Origin of the sequence: Exiguobacterium chiriqhucha RW-2 (genome assembly GCF_000416965.1) — a bacterium.
Taxonomy (GTDB): domain Bacteria; phylum Bacillota; class Bacilli; order Exiguobacteriales; family Exiguobacteriaceae; genus Exiguobacterium; species Exiguobacterium chiriqhucha.
Map to the genome: position 1 here is coordinate 472,772 of NZ_ATCL01000014.1, position 14,699 is coordinate 487,470.

The window sequence follows — 14,699 nt, forward strand, 5'->3', positions numbered from 1 at the left end:
AGGGAGAACCATGCGGATTCTACACATCAATGCCATTCATGAAGAAAAAAGCACGGGACGGATTTGTAAAGAGATTTCGTCTGTTGCGGTTGCCCATGGCCATGAGAGTGTCGTCGCTTATGCGACAGGTCCAGATACGGGAAGTGGGTTCCGCATCGGTTCATCCTTCGATCAAAAACGACATGCGCTCTTGTCTCGCTTGAGTGGGAAACAAGGTTATTTCTCAAAAGGGGCGACGGCAGAACTCATCGATTATATCGAATCGTACAAGCCTGACGTCGTGCATTTGCACAACCTCCACGGCAATTATATACATTTCGAGACATTGTTTAATTGGCTCAGCCATACTGACACGCCGACGGTACTGACGCTACATGATTGTTGGTTTTACACCGGGAAGTGCACGCATTATACGCGAACCGGTTGTGAGCGTTGGCGAGATGGATGCGGAAGCTGCCCTAGACTTGCGCTTGATAATCCAAGTTGGGGTCTTGATCGGACTGCTGAAATGTGGCAGGACAAAAAACGATGGTTCGAAAACATCTCGCGATTAGCCGTCATCGGCGTCTCAGATTGGATCACGATTGAAGCACGATTTTCATTTCTCGGTAATGCAAAGATGATTCGGCGGATTTATAACTGGGTCGACCTCGATATTTTCTACCCCCGGGACACATCAGGGTTACGTGAGGTGCTTGGGTTAGAGAACCGTTTCGTTCTACTAGGCGTCGCTAGCTCATGGGACGACTCGAAAGGACTGTCTGACTTTTTACAGGTGGCACAGGCGTTGCCGGAAGCACGATTGTTGCTCGTCGGAGACCTTCCCGACATTACGTTACCCGTGAATGTGATCCATATTCCTTCAACGAATCGTATCGAGGAGTTGGCTGACTACTATGCGCTCGCAGATGTGTTCCTCAACTTATCGGTCGAAGAATCATTCGGGAAAGTGACCGCGGAAGCGATGGCCTCAGGAACGCCGGTCGTTGTGCTCGATGCGACAGCTAACCCAGAGCTAGTTCCACCTACATGTGGGGAAGTCATACAGCCCCAACGGTTAGAGGCCGTTATAGCTGCCATCGAAAAAATGAAAAGACTCGGAAAGGAACACTACACGGATTCCTGTGTCGAGCACGCACGCACCTCCTTTTCAATGGAAGAGCGAGTGATGGATTATCTGGGAGTGTATGAAAGCTTGGTCCACGAAAAAAGGAGGAATCCACAATGGAACGCCCACTCGTCTCGATTGTCATCCCCGTCTACAATGGAGCGGACTATTTGAAGGAAACAATTGAAAGTGCCCTCGCTCAAACGTATGAGCGTGTGGAAGTGATTGTAGTCAACGACGGATCGACAGACAGCGGTGCGACAGCGGCTATTGCCCGTAGCTTTGGAAACCAAATTCGATATTATGAAAAATCAAATGGCGGAGTATCGACCGCACTAAATCTTGGTATCGAGAACATGCGCGGTGAATGGTTCTCTTGGTTAAGTCATGATGATCTTTATGAACCGGACAAGGTGAACAATCAAGTCCAAGAACTACAGAAGCTTGGTGATCAAGCTCAGAACTATATATTGTCTTGTGGTACGAAACTGATTAATGAAACAGGGGCTCCCATCCATCGTCCAAGAAGACAGTTGAAAGGGTTGTACACGGATGAGGCCATGTTTGATTACCTTTTACTCAAAGCTTGTTTGAGCGGCTGCGCGTTACTTATTCCCAAACAAGCATTCGAACAAGTGGGAGGATTCCCAACAACGTATCGATATATTCAGGACTGGGTGTGCTGGGTTGATATGGCTTTGGCAGGATATCAATTTAAATTGACAACGACTCCACACTCGAAGACACGCATTCATGAAAAACAACAGACGAAGAAAATAGCTGACCTCGCGCCAATCGAGACGGCTCGCTTTTTCGAACAGTTGTTAGTACGACTTGATGCCCAAAATAGTGTTACCACGCCTCAGATTAAAACGGTATTTAAGGCGGTTTATCGCTCGGCTGAACCTGAAGTAAGAGAGGATTTATTAAAACGTTTCGCTGGGAACCGTCATTTAAGTGAATTCGAACAAAAGAAATTGCAGACGTCTTCGTTCATCTATCATCGCGTGTTGATGCTCTATCGAGGAATGATGAACCTTCGTTATCGTTAAGCGGAAAAGGAGGAGGTCATATGTGGATCTATTTGATTAATATGTTGCTTCTGATTGCATGGGCGGCGCTCCTCCTGCGTGATGATGGCATCAAGCACGGAAAGTTGCTGTTTGTGACGATTGCGACGTGCCAGTGGATACTTTTATCAGGATTTCGACATTTCAGTGTAGGTGCCGATACGATGCAATACAAATGGATGTTTGATGAGACGAAAGGCATATCGTGGGAACGTCTAGGTGACAATTTTGTCAGCATTCTCTTTGGCGCCGCTGACGGAAGAGATCCAGGTTATTACTTATTGCAAAAAACAATTCAACTGGCGACAGAAAATTATCAGTGGTACCTGTTAACGGTTGCGCTCTTGTTCTTGATTCCGTTTGGGATTTGGATTTATCGAAACTCTAGCGAACCGTTACTCAGTTTTCTAATTTTTTCAACACTGTTTTACGCGTTCTTTGCCATTACTGGTATCCGCCAAACAATTGCGACGGCGATTGCCGTGTTGATCGGCTATTACTTTATTCAAACGAGACGATTTTGGCCATTTCTCGGTGTCGTGTTGCTGGCAGCGACGATTCATCAATCCGCACTCGTCTTCCTTCCGTTTTATTTCTTGGCTACGAAGACGATTACATCACGCTATCTGTTGTTCATGGGTGCGCTGATTCCATTCCTGTTCGTTTTTAGGGTTCCACTCTTCGAATTCTTCCGTACCATTAGCGGTTATGACGAGTATGACTACTATACGGGCGCAGGCACGTTCAATTTCTCCATGATTTTGATTTTAATCACGATTGTCTCGCTTTGGCGTCGTGAACAAATGATTGCGGTCAATCCGAACGTAACTCACTACTTAAATGCGTTACTGTTGGCGCTTTGCTTCCTACCATTAACGTTCATCAACCCTTCGATGATGCGAATTGTCCAGTACTTTTCAATCTTCGTCATGCTACTGATTCCTGAACTTCTCCGTTCATTCGAGCGGCGAGAACGTTTGCTCGTCTATTACGTTGCCATCACGATGCTGCTGCTCTTATTTGTCCGCAATGAACCGCTTTATATGTTCTTTTGGCAACAAAAATAAGAGGAGGGGAATCTGGTGACGACGAAAGTGGAATTTGATGAACAAAAAAGCTCTCGGCAAATCAAGATTGGCGTGCTTATGTCTTACGTCGCCATCGGATTCAATATCCTGGCGGGTCTGTTTTACACCCCGTGGATGATTGCGGAGATTGGGAAGGCGAACTACGGGCTCTACATGTTGTCGCTGTCGCTCGTCAGCATCTTTGCGATGGATTTCGGGTTAGAGGCGGCGGTGTCGCGGTTCCTGTCAAAATACCACGCCCTCGGGGATACGGAAGGGGCGTCTCGCTTTCTCGGGGTCGCGTTCAAACTTTTCATAGGCATCGCGCTGTTGATTGGGGTCGTACTCATTGGTGTGTATATGATGATCGACACGATTTATGCGAGTTTATCTCCTGGTGAGATTGAGACGCTTCAAGTGCTATATATCATGGTTGGCTTTTACATCGTCGTCTTGTTTCCGACCAAACCGTTCAACGGGATTTTTATCGCGAATGAACGATTCGTTGTCCTCAACTGGTTCAACTTGATTGAGAAAGTATCGACGGTCGTCTTGATGGTCGGTGCGCTCCTATTCGGATTTGGCTTGTATGCGCTTGTCTTCGTTAATGCGCTTGTCGGTCTGTCAATTATTATCGGCAAAGGAATCTATCTCATGCGTAAAACAGAGACGGCGATTGATTTTTTGCATAACAGCCGTTCGATGTACCGAGACATCTTCACGTTCTCCTCGTGGACGACCGTGATTGCCATCGCGCAGCGCTTCATTTTAAACATCACACCGACCATCCTCGGGGCTTTGGCGAGCAGTGCCTCCATCGCCTTGTTCTCGATTGGGATGGTGATCGAAGGTTACGTCTGGACCATTTCCTCGGCGATCGGGTCACTGTTCCTGCCGAAAGTCACGCGGATGACCACGTTTAATCGTCAGGCCGAACTGGACAATCTGCTCATCCGCGTAGGGCGGATTCAGTTATACATCGTCGGCTTGATTATCATCAACTTTGCGACGATGGGCCGGGAGTTCATCGGACTTTGGGTCGGGCCAGACTTCTTTCCCTCTTATGTAGTGGCATTATTACTCATTCTTCCTGGTATCATCACGTTGACGCAAGAAATTGCCTATACGACATTGATTGCGCTCAATCAAATCAAGTACCGGGCGTTCGCGTCGCTCATTGTCGCGACGGTCAGTGTGATTCTATCGCTGATCTTGTCACCGCAGTATGGTGCAATCGGTGCTGCAAGCGCCATTTTAGTCGGTAACTTGGTCGGCACTGTGATTTTCATGAACATGGTGTATATTCGCGTATTAAAATTGAGCATGTGGAGATTCTTCTACGAATGTCATGTGAAGCTTGCACCGGCCTTGATTTTTCTAGGGATTTCTGGCTTCTTGCTCCAACGATATCTACCTGTCGATTCGCTCCTGCACTTCCTCTTTAAAGCTGTTGTGCTCGGTCTCGTCTACTTTATCTTTCTGTGGGTCTTCACGTTTCGGGATGACGAAAAAGAATTATTGCGTGGATTTGTCCGCCATGCAACGAAGGCACCCTGAGCAAGGGTGTCTTTTTTCATGAGATACAAACATTAGACATGTCATCTTTCAAAAAAATGATAAACATTTCTTTTCTATTCTCACAAAGAGTCGGGTAACACGTTAGTATCAACGTCATTGCAATTGTTTCCAACTCAACTTTCCCATCACCTTTAGAAGCAACTGACATCATGACAAAGGAGAGGATTTGCAATGTTTAAAGACAAGACGTTATTGATCACTGGAGGAACAGGTTCATTCGGAAACGCCGTCATGCAGCGTTTCCTGAAAACTGATATTAAAGAGATCCGTATCTTTTCACGGGATGAGAAGAAACAAGATGATATGCGGAAGCTCTATCATGACGACAAACTCAAGTTTTATATCGGTGATGTACGAGATATTAACAGCGTCCGTAACGCGATGTATGGCGTCGATTACGTCTTTCATGCGGCAGCATTGAAACAAGTGCCATCGTGCGAATTTTTCCCGCTCGAGGCGGTTAAAACGAACGTGCTCGGTACGGATAACGTGTTGAACGCAGCGATTGAACAGAACGTCCAAAAAGTGATTTGTCTGTCAACGGACAAGGCGGCCTATCCGATCAACGCGATGGGAATCTCCAAGGCGATGATGGAGAAAGTGTTCGTCGCCAAAGCGAAAGCGGTCGGTCCAGAGCAGACACTGATTTGTGGGACGCGCTATGGAAACGTAATGGCCTCAAGAGGCTCGGTGATCCCGTTGTTCGTCGACCAAATCAAACGTGGCGAGCCGCTCACCGTGACGGATCCGTTCATGACCCGCTTCTTGATGAGTCTTGAGGATGCCGTCGAACTCGTCGTCTTCGCTTTTAAAAACGCACATGCGGGAGACATTATGGTTCAAAAATCGCCGGCCTCGACCATCGGCGTGTTGGCGCAGGCGTTGCTCGAGCTGTTCGGTGCGAACAATCCGATCAAAGTCATCGGCACGCGTCACGGCGAGAAGTCATACGAGACGCTGTTGACACGAGAAGAGAATGTCGTCGCAGAAGACATGGGCGGTTTCTACCGTGTCCCAGCTGATACGCGCGACTTGAACTACGATAAATATTTCAACGAAGGTAGCAAGCGCCTCACCGTCGAGGGCGAATACAACTCGGCCAATACGGAACAGTTGAACGTGGAACAAGTGAAACAGCTGTTATTGACACTACCCTACATTCAACAAGAACTCGCGAGCTGGGTGAAAGTATCATGAAGATTCTTGTCACCGGAGCAACTGGATTCATCGGCAAAAATCTAGTCGCTGAGTTAACCGCACGAGGTTACGAAGTATTCTCATCCACGCGCAATACGTCAGAAGCCGAATTTCAACGATATTGCCAACATGCCGAGTTCGTCTATCACTTGGCCGGAGTGAACCGATCTGAAGTGGAAACCGACTTTGAGGAAGGGAACACCGGGTTCACGGAACGATTGATTGCATCGTTGGCGTCTTATGAGAATGATGCATCAATCATGTTCGCTTCCTCGATTCAAGCGACGCAAGATAATCCATACGGTCGCAGTAAACTCGCTGCAGAGAACATCTTAAAACAGGAACATGAGAAAACGGGACGCACTATCTATCTGTTCCGTTTCCCAAATTTATTCGGCAAGTGGGGACGACCGAACTATAACAGTGTCGTCGCGACGTTCTGTTATCGGGCCGCTCGCGACTTACCGTTAGAAATCCATGACCCGACACGGACCGTGCAACTGGCGTACATCGATGACGTGCTCGATGCGTTAGTCCACTTACTAGATGCCAATGTAAAAACGCATGCTGTGTTTGAGGAAGACGTTGCGGTCCATCCGCCAATCGAGCTCGGCCGGATTGCCGACCTGTTACAGGTGTTCAAAGAGAGTCGACGGAGCTTGACCGTCCCGCAACTCGATGATGCGTTTACCAAGCAGCTGTACAGTACGTACCTCAGTTACTTACCTGTCGACCGCTTCGCTTATGACTTGAAATTGAATGAAGATGCACGCGGATCGTTCACTGAATTCATACGGACGCCCGACCGAGGGCAAGTGTCCATTAACGTGGCCAAGCCCGGAATCACGAAAGGGAACCACTGGCACCACACGAAAAATGAGAAGTTCCTCGTGGTCAGCGGCGAGGCGTTGATTCGTTTCCGCAAGGTCGGAGAGAGCGAGGTCCATACGTATCACGTCACGGGAGAGATGATGCGTGTGCTCGATATCCCGATCGGCTATACGCACAACATTGAAAACATCGGAACGACCGACTTGGTGACCGTCATGTGGGTGAATGAGGCCTATGATTCGAACAACCCGGACACATACTTTATGGAGGTGCAAGATGAAACGACTCAAAGTGATGACCATCGTCGGGACGCGTCCCGAAATCATACGCCTGTCGGCCGTTATTCATAAACTGGAACACTCTGAGGCCATCGAGCATGTCCTTGTGCATACGGGACAGAATTATGATTATGAATTGAATGAAGTGTTTTTCCAAGATTTCTCCTTGCGAAAACCAGATTACTTCCTCAATTCGGCAACGGGCAGTCCAATCGAGACGATCGGCAACATTCTCATCCAAGTCGATCCAGTCCTCGAGCTTGAACGTCCGGACGCGGTGTTGATTCTCGGAGATACGAACTCTTGTCTCGCGGCAATCGCAGCCAAACGACGGAAAATCCCGATTTTCCATATGGAGGCAGGGAACCGTTGCTTCGATCAACGCGTCCCGGAAGAAATCAATCGGAAGATTGTCGATCATACGGCGGACGTGAATTTAACGTACAGCGATATCGCTCGTGAATATCTTCTCCGCGAAGGGCTTCCGGCAGAACGAATCATCAAGACGGGGAGCCCGATGTTCGAGGTATTGATGTCTAAACGAGAGGCGATTGAAAACTCCGATGTACTCGATCGACTCGAATTGAGCCCTGACAACTACTTCATCGTTTCGGCGCATCGCGAAGAAAATGTTAACTCTGATCAACACTTTCTCGCACTCGTCGACAGTTTAAATGCCATTGCAGCGCAATATGGACTGCCTGTCATCGTCAGCACTCATCCTCGGACGATGAAGCGAATCCATGAACTGAACGTCTCGTTCCATCCGTTGATTCGACTTCTCAAGCCGTTGGGGTTTGTCGATTACAATCACCTTCAACTGCACGCCAAGGCGGTGCTCAGTGACAGTGGGACGATTAGCGAGGAGTCTTCGATTCTTGGGTTGCGAGGGTTGAATATCCGTGAGACACACGAACGGCCGGAAGCGATGGAAGAAGGGGCCGTGCTGATGGTTGGTCTCGAAACAGAGCGAATCTTACAAGGGTTATCGGTCGTCATGCAACAAGAGCGGCCTCGCATCGTCAGTGATTACAGCATGCCAAACGTCTCTGACAAAGTGGTGCGGATTTTGATTTCGTATACGGACTACGTCCGACGCGAAGTATGGAAAGGTACAACGGATCCACGCCAAACTGTAAAGGAGGGTGAACGATGAAACAAAAACTCGTTTTTATCGGAAACATCGCTTCTCCTTATCAGGTGAAGCTGTGCTACGCCTTGGAAGAGTACTTTGACTCTGAATTTTGGTTTTACGAATATCTAGATCAAAATCGGCCAGACTGGTGGAAAATCCCACTCGGTGATAAATGTCAGGTGTTGAAATATTCGAAGTGGTTTCCGAAGATTGGCTATCTCTCACTCGGCTTGATCCCAGAGTTGATTCGTTTCAAACCAGACGTCATCCTACTCGGCGGGTTCATGGCGGGACATGCTGCCATCGTGAGAATCGCGAAACTGTTCGGCATCAAAACCGTCATTATGAGTGAGCCGCTTCGACCGCTACAAAATGACGACGATCCGTCTGACCGGCTGACGAATCCGCAGGATAATCCATACAAAACGAAGCTGTTGCACTGGATGTTCAAGGACGCTGACCTCTACTTCGGGATGGGGACGGTAGCAGTGGAGCAATTCAAACACCAACTCGGGTTTGACCCTAATAAAGTCGTACATGCGACGTATGCCCAAGACATTGATGCGTACTTCGATCATGGATTGAGACGGAAACAGCAGGGCGATACATTCAAACTATTGTTTGCGAATCGACTCGTCGAACGCTATCAACCACTACTCGTGCTAGAAGCGTATCGGAACTTATCAAAACGCTATTCCCTCGAACTCTATTTGAACAATTCGGGGCAACAGCTCGAGGCGTGTAAAGCCTACATCGCAGAACACGATTTGAAGAACGTCCACTTCTTAGATGAGATTCGGGCGTGGGATGAGATGCCGAAAGTGTATGAACAAGCGGACATTTTGGTACTGCCGGCAACGTATTCGAACGGGAATGGGACTATCATCGAAGCGAGAGCCTCGGGCATGGGGGTCGTCATCAGCGATCAAATCAACAACGTCTCCCATCATTCCGTAGACGGTAAGAATTGCTATATGTGTGGCGTCACGGTCGAATCGATTGAACGAGGGATTGAACAATACCTCGAACATCCGGAGCGTCTCATCGAACATGGTATGTTATCGCGGGAACTCGTCAAGTTCCACCGTAACGATGTCACAGCAAAAGGGTACTATGACACGTTGCGTGCGAAACAGATTATTTCGTAAAGGAGAAATGTCATGAACGTGGCCATTATGCAGCCTTACTTCTTCCCATATATCGGGTACTTCCAATTGATTCATGCGGTTGATACGTTCGTTGTGTATGACGACGTTCATTTCATCAAAAAGGGTTGGATTCATCGCAATCGGATTCTGATTGACGGAAATCCTCATCCGATCACCTTACCCATTCAGAAGATGAGCCAGAATCGTTTGATTTGCGACCATGAGCGTTCGCAACCAGACGAAATCGTTGAACAACAGTTGAAGTTGTTGCGACACGCCTATCACAAAGCCCCTCAATTTGAACACGTCTTCCCGTTACTCGAACGCGTGATTCGTCATCCCGAGCGAAACGTCGGGAAATATTTGGCATACAGCATCGAGGAAGTCGCTCGGTACCTCGGCATTTCAACGACATTCATTCTCTCGTCAGAATTGAACGCTGGGGTTGGATTGAAGGGCCAAGCGAGAATCCTCAATATATGTGAGCATTTGAGGGCGACGCATTACGTGAATGCCATCAACGGAATGGACTTGTACGATACCGAGGTGTTCGAACAGGCGGGAATCGATTTATCATTCATCGAGACCGAGCCAATCATTTACCATCAAGAATCATGTCCGTTTCAAGCGAATCTGTCCATCATCGACGTGATGATGCATTGTCCCAAACAGGAAATCCAGCTCATCCTTGAACGTTACGCACTCGTCTCGAATCGCCAAGTGACCTAGGAGGTGCCTTATGCTACACATCATCGATATCCAATCCGCCGCATTCCCGGTTCGTCCAGTAGTGAACAAGCCTGACCGCAAACCGACAGCTATTCCGGTCACCAAATCCGTACTTCCCTCCTTTGAAGAATATACGGATGAGATTCGTGACATATGGGAGTCAGGATGGTTGACGAACAACGGCACCAAACATCAGCAACTTGAACAGGAGCTGATTGAGTATTTGGATGTAGAACACGTGTCACTGTTCACGAACGGGCACTTGGCGCTCGAGACGGCGATTGAAGCACTCGGATTGACAGGTGAGGTCATTACGACGCCTTTTACTTTTGCTTCGACAAGTCATGCACTGATTCGTAAAGGGCTAACACCCGTTTATGGAGATATCCGATCAGATGACTTTACGCTCGATGCTACAAAACTAGAACATCTGATTACACCCAAAACTTCAGCCATCCTTCCTGTCCATGTATACGGAAATGTATGTGATGTTGAGGCCATCGAAGCGATTGCCAAACGACACAACTTGAAAGTGATTTATGACGCGGCCCATACGTTCGGCGTCAAAGTGAACGGACGAGGAATCGGAACGTTCGGAGACGTCTCGATGTTCAGTTTCCACGCCACGAAAGTATTCCATACCATCGAAGGCGGGGCTCTGACATACAATGATCCGGCACTGAAACATCGTTTCGACCAATTGAAAAACTTTGGCATCACCGGACCAGAAACGGTGGAAGTGACGGGCGGGAACGCCAAGATGAACGAGTTCCAAGCAGCGATGGGGCTATGCAACTTGCGTCGTATTGATGAGACGATCGCGCGGCGGAAGCAAGTGCGCGAGCTATATGACGAATTACTCAAGAACATTCCAGGAATTCGGATTCTGACACCTCAAGAAGGTGTCGAGACGAACCATTCGTACTATCCCATCATTTTCACAGCAGAAGAAAATCGACGGGATGAACTGCATGACGCCCTGGCGAAAGAAGGAATCTTCACTCGAAAGTACTTCTATCCGCTCGTAACGGATTATGCGTGGAATCATAATCGTTTCGCGAGCCGTCGCACACCCGTTGCCCGCACGATTGCCGAACGTGTACTGACACTTCCACTTTACCCAGACCTTACTACAGAAGATGTAACCCGGATTTGTGCCACGATTCAAGAAAGGGTGATGAAGTGATGAAAGGGATTATATTAGCGGGTGGGAATGGAACGCGCCTCTATCCGATGACGAAGGCCGTCTCGAAACAACTGTTACCAATCTACGACAAGCCGTTGATTTACTATCCAATGTCCGTGTTGATGCTCGCAGGTATTCGGGAGATTCTGCTCATTTCGACTCCGCAAGACATTGGTGGATACGAGCGATTGTTCGGGGACGGGCATCAACTCGGTATCGACATCTCGTATAAAGTGCAGACCAAGCCGGTCGGACTAGCAGATGCGTTTATTTTAGGAGCTGACTTCATCGGTGACGACTCGGTCTGTCTCATCTTGGGGGATAACGTTTTCTACGGACCGGATTTAACTCGATTCTTGAAACACGCACAATCGAAAAAACAAGGAGCGACCGTCTTTGGCTATCCGGTAAAAGATCCACGGGCGTTTGGAGTCGTTGAATTTGATTCACAAAATCGAGTTGTCTCGATTGAAGAAAAACCGGCTGAACCAAAATCGAACTATGCGGTCCCAGGACTTTACTTTTACGACAATCAAGTCGTGGAGTTCGCCAAACGTGTTGAGCCTTCTGCACGAGGAGAACTCGAAATCACGTCAATCAATAATATGTATCTGGAACGCGGCGAGTTGAACGTCGTTTTGTTCGGCCGCGGAATGGCCTGGCTCGATACCGGCACACCAGAAGGCATGATCAAAGCAGCTGTGTTCGTTCAAACGGTACAAGAACGGCAAGGCTATTACATCGCCTGTCTCGAGGAAATCGCTTGGCGTCGCGGGTTCATCACAAGAGATGAGTTGAAAGATATCGGTTTGACGCTCAAGATGACGGATTATGGACAATATCTCTTATCACTCGTCGAGGAAGGGGAGAGAACGGATGCGAACGATTCTAGTGACTGGCGGAGCCGGGTTCATCGGTTCAAATTTCATAAAACACTTACGGGTAAAACATCCGACGTACCGCATTCTTAACGTCGATGTGCTCACCTATGCAGGGAACTTGGAGAACTTGCGCGAGTTCGAAGCAGATCCGCTTTATCATTTCGAAAAGGTTGATATTCGTGACCGTCAAGCAATTGAACAGTTGTTTCAAGCATATGACGTGGATGAAGTCGTTCACTTCGCTGCAGAATCACACGTCGATCGGAGTATCACCGAGCCCGAGTTGTTTTTGACGACAAACATTCTCGGGACGCAGGTGTTGCTCGACATGGCGATGCGACATTGGAAAGTGGCCCCCGATGATAAATATAGCCGGGAGTATAAGGAAGGCGTCTGTTTCGTCCATGTGTCGACCGACGAAGTGTACGGGTCACTCGGAGTGACTGGTTATTTCACCGAAGACTCATCCATCGCTCCGAATAGTCCATATTCCGCCTCGAAAGCAAGCTCTGATTTACTCGTTCGAGCCTATTACGAGACATATGGATTGCCGGTCAAGACGACCCGATGCAGCAATAACTATGGGCCGTATCAATTCCCAGAGAAACTCATTCCGCTCATGATTCATAACTGTATGTCGAATCTGCCATTGCCAGTCTATGGAGACGGGCAACAGATTCGAGACTGGCTTCATGTAAGCGATCATTGTGAAGCCATCGATGTCGTTCGAGAACATGGGCGCTTCGGCGAAGTGTACAATATCGGCGGTCATAATGAAAAGACGAACTTGGAGCTCGTGCAAATCATCATCAACGCGTTCGGTCAGTCAGAAGAATTGATTCAATTCGTCAAAGATCGTCCGGGGCATGATCGACGCTATGCGATCGACGCGACCAAGATGGCCGATGAATTGGGCTGGACCCCACGATATCGGTTTGAAGACGGAATCGCCGAAACGATTCAGTGGTATGTGGAACATCCTGAATGGATTGAACGAATCGTATCCGGTGCGTATCAAACCTATTACGACTCGATGTATTCTTCGTTCAGATAGGAGGGATTACCATGTACGAACGTTTGGTGAAGCGTCCACAAGACGCAATCCTTGCGACGGTTTCGTTACTCGTTTTAAGTCCTGTTCTTCTGACGATTGCGGGTCTCATCAAGTGGAAAATCGGTGGACCGGTGTTGTTCAAACAAAAACGGCCTGGTAAGGACGGCGTCATCTTCGAGATGGTGAAGTTTCGGACGATGACGGATGAGCGGGATGAACATGGCGATTTGTTGCCGGACGAGGTACGTTTGACCCCGTTCGGGCAGACGCTCCGGTCGCTCAGTCTAGATGAGCTACCGAGCCTGCTCAATATCGTCAAAGGCGACATTGCGATTGTCGGACCGCGCCCATTGCTAGTCGAATATTTACCACGTTATAACGATGAGCAACGCCGACGTCACGATGTCCGTCCCGGACTGACTGGGCTCGCACAAGTGAGCGGACGGAACCGCTTATCGTGGTCAGAACGTTTCGCGCTCGACGTGAAGTACGTCGACAACGTCACGTTCCTCAACGACTGGAAAATCATCCTGCAGACGGTCGGTAAAGTCTTGAAGAAGGATGGCATCTCGTCAGACACGGCGGCGACGATGGAGGCGTTTATGGGGAATGAAAGATGAAATGTGTTGTCAACTGAAGCGAGTGGGCATGTGTCCGCTCGTTTTCTTGTGTGCCATTTCTTTTGACGAACTTCACCAGAACGTCACTCGAGTCTGTCGACCCGACATGTTATAACTAAATATGTGAATAATTGAGCAAATGGAGGTTTATACATGAAACGATTCCTGTTCTTATTCGTCGGACTCATCCTGATTCTGACGGCATGCAGTCAAAGCGAGGCCGTCGACTCGACGAAAATCCATACATATACGGCCTACGAGCTCCCACTCGAAGAAAAAGTCGTGCTCGGGGAAGGCGAGCATGAGATCGTGTTCCTCTTCGACTACAGCTGTCCGTGGTGTAAGAAGTGGATGGAAGAGGTACTGCCGGAAATCGAGGAGCGCTGGCTTGACGCGGGCGAGGCGACGTTCAAAGGACAGCCGCTCGTCCTGTTGAACGAACAGTCGCAACTGCTCGCGAACGTGGATTATAACGTGGAACGGCTCATCCCGGACCGCTACTATGAAGTGCAGCGCGCCATCGGACACGACTCGGGGTCGGACGGCTTCGGGACGGAAACCCATGTCCAAAAAATCGCCTCTGAGTTCAACCTGAATGTGGACGAACTGCTTGAGAACCACGTCGATATCGGCATCCAAAACTCACGGCTGTTCACGCGCGACTTCGGCGTCAAGTACGTGCCGACGGTGTACGTCGACGGTATCCAGCTCGTAGACGCGTTCAGTTTGGAGGAAATGGAACACGTCATGAACGGCACCATCGAAGCGGGCGACGAAGTCGAGGTACCGGAAGACTAAAAATAACCCCTCGTCGCGG

Annotated in this window: 14 protein-coding genes; all 14 read left to right on the top strand. The window is 48.7% G+C overall.

All coding sequences use genetic code 11. The features are described 5' to 3' along the window. The first annotated feature begins 10 nt into the window (after positions 1–10). The 14 genes from M467_RS22055 (at position 11) to M467_RS22120 (ending at position 14,680) form a co-directional block, all read left to right on the top strand. Positions 11–1,282 (top strand): glycosyltransferase, encoded by a 1,272-nt coding sequence (locus tag M467_RS22055; protein WP_021066341.1) that lies wholly within the window; start codon positions 11–13, stop codon positions 1,280–1,282. Next, positions 1,225–2,160, top strand: coding sequence for a glycosyltransferase family 2 protein (locus M467_RS22060; RefSeq protein ID WP_021066342.1), 936 nt, complete (start codon positions 1,225–1,227; stop codon positions 2,158–2,160). The genes M467_RS22055 and M467_RS22060 overlap by 58 nt, the downstream gene beginning before the upstream one ends. Positions 2,161–2,180: 20 nt before the next feature. After that, positions 2,181–3,245, top strand: coding sequence for an EpsG family protein (locus M467_RS22065; RefSeq protein ID WP_021066343.1), 1,065 nt, complete (start codon positions 2,181–2,183; stop codon positions 3,243–3,245). Between the two features lie 15 nt (positions 3,246–3,260). Continuing rightward, positions 3,261–4,802: an oligosaccharide flippase family protein gene (locus tag M467_RS22070; RefSeq protein WP_021066344.1), complete on the top strand. Its 1,542-nt coding sequence runs from the start codon at positions 3,261–3,263 to the stop codon at positions 4,800–4,802. A 192-nt stretch (positions 4,803–4,994) separates the two neighbouring features. After that, complete coding sequence (locus M467_RS22075; RefSeq protein WP_021066345.1) at positions 4,995–6,020, top strand: polysaccharide biosynthesis protein; 1,026 nt, start codon at positions 4,995–4,997, stop codon at positions 6,018–6,020. After that, positions 6,017–7,201, top strand: a complete 1,185-nt coding sequence (locus M467_RS22080; protein WP_021066346.1) for a polysaccharide biosynthesis C-terminal domain-containing protein — start codon at positions 6,017–6,019, stop codon at positions 7,199–7,201. The genes M467_RS22075 and M467_RS22080 overlap by 4 nt, the downstream gene beginning before the upstream one ends. Beyond that, a complete protein-coding gene (gene wecB, locus M467_RS22085) occupies positions 7,128–8,285 on the top strand; it encodes a non-hydrolyzing UDP-N-acetylglucosamine 2-epimerase (RefSeq protein ID WP_021066347.1) in 1,158 nt (385 codons plus the stop codon). The genes M467_RS22080 and wecB overlap by 74 nt, the downstream gene beginning before the upstream one ends. After that, on the top strand, positions 8,282–9,412 hold the full coding sequence (locus M467_RS22090; protein ID WP_021066348.1) for a glycosyltransferase family 4 protein: 1,131 nt from the start codon (positions 8,282–8,284) through the stop codon (positions 9,410–9,412). The genes wecB and M467_RS22090 overlap by 4 nt, the downstream gene beginning before the upstream one ends. Before the next feature lie 12 nt (positions 9,413–9,424). Then, the gene (locus M467_RS22095) at positions 9,425–10,141 is read left to right on the top strand and encodes a WbqC family protein (RefSeq protein WP_021066349.1); all 717 of its coding nucleotides are present in this window, start codon (positions 9,425–9,427) and stop codon (positions 10,139–10,141) included. 10 nt (positions 10,142–10,151) lie between these two features. Next, positions 10,152–11,327 (top strand): DegT/DnrJ/EryC1/StrS family aminotransferase, encoded by a 1,176-nt coding sequence (locus M467_RS22100; protein WP_021066350.1) that lies wholly within the window; start codon positions 10,152–10,154, stop codon positions 11,325–11,327. Continuing rightward, the gene (gene rfbA / locus M467_RS22105; RefSeq protein ID WP_021066351.1) at positions 11,327–12,298 is read left to right on the top strand and encodes a glucose-1-phosphate thymidylyltransferase RfbA; all 972 of its coding nucleotides are present in this window, start codon (positions 11,327–11,329) and stop codon (positions 12,296–12,298) included. Before M467_RS22100 ends, rfbA begins: the two co-directional genes overlap by 1 nt. Continuing rightward, positions 12,204–13,262 carry a dTDP-glucose 4,6-dehydratase gene (gene rfbB / locus M467_RS22110; RefSeq protein WP_034797025.1) on the top strand — a complete coding sequence of 353 codons (1,059 nt, stop codon included), beginning with the start codon at positions 12,204–12,206 and terminating at the stop codon, positions 13,260–13,262. The genes rfbA and rfbB overlap by 95 nt, the downstream gene beginning before the upstream one ends. A gap of 11 nt (positions 13,263–13,273) precedes the next feature. After that, the gene (locus M467_RS22115) at positions 13,274–13,882 is read left to right on the top strand and encodes a sugar transferase (protein ID WP_021066353.1); all 609 of its coding nucleotides are present in this window, start codon (positions 13,274–13,276) and stop codon (positions 13,880–13,882) included. A 153-nt stretch (positions 13,883–14,035) separates the two neighbouring features. Beyond that, positions 14,036–14,680, top strand: a complete 645-nt coding sequence (locus M467_RS22120; protein ID WP_021066354.1) for a thioredoxin domain-containing protein — start codon at positions 14,036–14,038, stop codon at positions 14,678–14,680. The last annotated feature ends 19 nt before the right edge of the window (positions 14,681–14,699 follow it).

Bases quoted from the DNA above. Each gene is read 5' to 3' on its own strand.
- M467_RS22055 (WP_021066341.1), top strand. From the start codon at position 11: ATGCGGATTCTACACATCAATGCCATTCATGAAGAAAAAAGCACGGGA.
- M467_RS22060 (WP_021066342.1), top strand. From the start codon at position 1,225: ATGGAACGCCCACTCGTCTCGATTGTCATCCCCGTCTACAATGGAGCG.
- M467_RS22065 (WP_021066343.1), top strand. From the start codon at position 2,181: ATGTGGATCTATTTGATTAATATGTTGCTTCTGATTGCATGGGCGGCG.
- M467_RS22075 (WP_021066345.1), top strand. From the start codon at position 4,995: ATGTTTAAAGACAAGACGTTATTGATCACTGGAGGAACAGGTTCATTC.
- M467_RS22080 (WP_021066346.1), top strand. From the start codon at position 6,017: ATGAAGATTCTTGTCACCGGAGCAACTGGATTCATCGGCAAAAATCTA.
- wecB (WP_021066347.1), top strand. From the start codon at position 7,128: ATGAAACGACTCAAAGTGATGACCATCGTCGGGACGCGTCCCGAAATC.
- M467_RS22090 (WP_021066348.1), top strand. From the start codon at position 8,282: ATGAAACAAAAACTCGTTTTTATCGGAAACATCGCTTCTCCTTATCAG.
- M467_RS22095 (WP_021066349.1), top strand. From the start codon at position 9,425: ATGAACGTGGCCATTATGCAGCCTTACTTCTTCCCATATATCGGGTAC.
- M467_RS22100 (WP_021066350.1), top strand. From the start codon at position 10,152: ATGCTACACATCATCGATATCCAATCCGCCGCATTCCCGGTTCGTCCA.
- rfbA (WP_021066351.1), top strand. From the start codon at position 11,327: ATGAAAGGGATTATATTAGCGGGTGGGAATGGAACGCGCCTCTATCCG.
- rfbB (WP_034797025.1), top strand. From the start codon at position 12,204: ATGCGAACGATTCTAGTGACTGGCGGAGCCGGGTTCATCGGTTCAAAT.
- M467_RS22115 (WP_021066353.1), top strand. From the start codon at position 13,274: ATGTACGAACGTTTGGTGAAGCGTCCACAAGACGCAATCCTTGCGACG.
- M467_RS22120 (WP_021066354.1), top strand. From the start codon at position 14,036: ATGAAACGATTCCTGTTCTTATTCGTCGGACTCATCCTGATTCTGACG.